General features: G+C 45.0%; 1 protein-coding gene. It reads left to right on the forward strand.

Annotated features, from left to right (window positions below; all coding sequences use genetic code 11):
- A partial coding sequence (locus GNP81_RS19230) for a cadherin repeat domain-containing protein (RefSeq protein ID WP_155675075.1) occupies positions 1 to 391 on the forward strand: 391 nt, incomplete at both ends.

Below are 391 nucleotides of genomic sequence, written 5' to 3' on the forward strand. Positions count from 1 at the left end.
ACCATCATTGCGACATCGACCGATGGCTCAACAAGCCAAGAAAGTTTTGATATTACAGTAACGGATGCGGATGGTTCGACACCGGGCGGTGGCGATACGGACAATGATGTTGGCCCAGTAACTGATTCGAATACTGGCGAAAATACCTTGTCAGAGAATGCTGAGATTGGCACGGTCGTAAATATCACTGGCCTCGCGATAGATCCAGATGGGGATAACGTTAGTTATAAACTCTCAGATGCAGATATTGCAAAAGGTCTGTTTGCTATCGATGCTACTACAGGTGTCGTGACATTGATTGGCAATCTTGATCATGAAGTTGCAGATTCTCACTCTATCACCATCATTGCCACTTCAACTGATGGCTCAACAAGTGAAGCCAGTTTTGATA

This window comes from Aliivibrio fischeri, assembly GCF_009727955.1.
Lineage (GTDB): Bacteria > Pseudomonadota > Gammaproteobacteria > Enterobacterales > Vibrionaceae > Aliivibrio > Aliivibrio fischeri_A.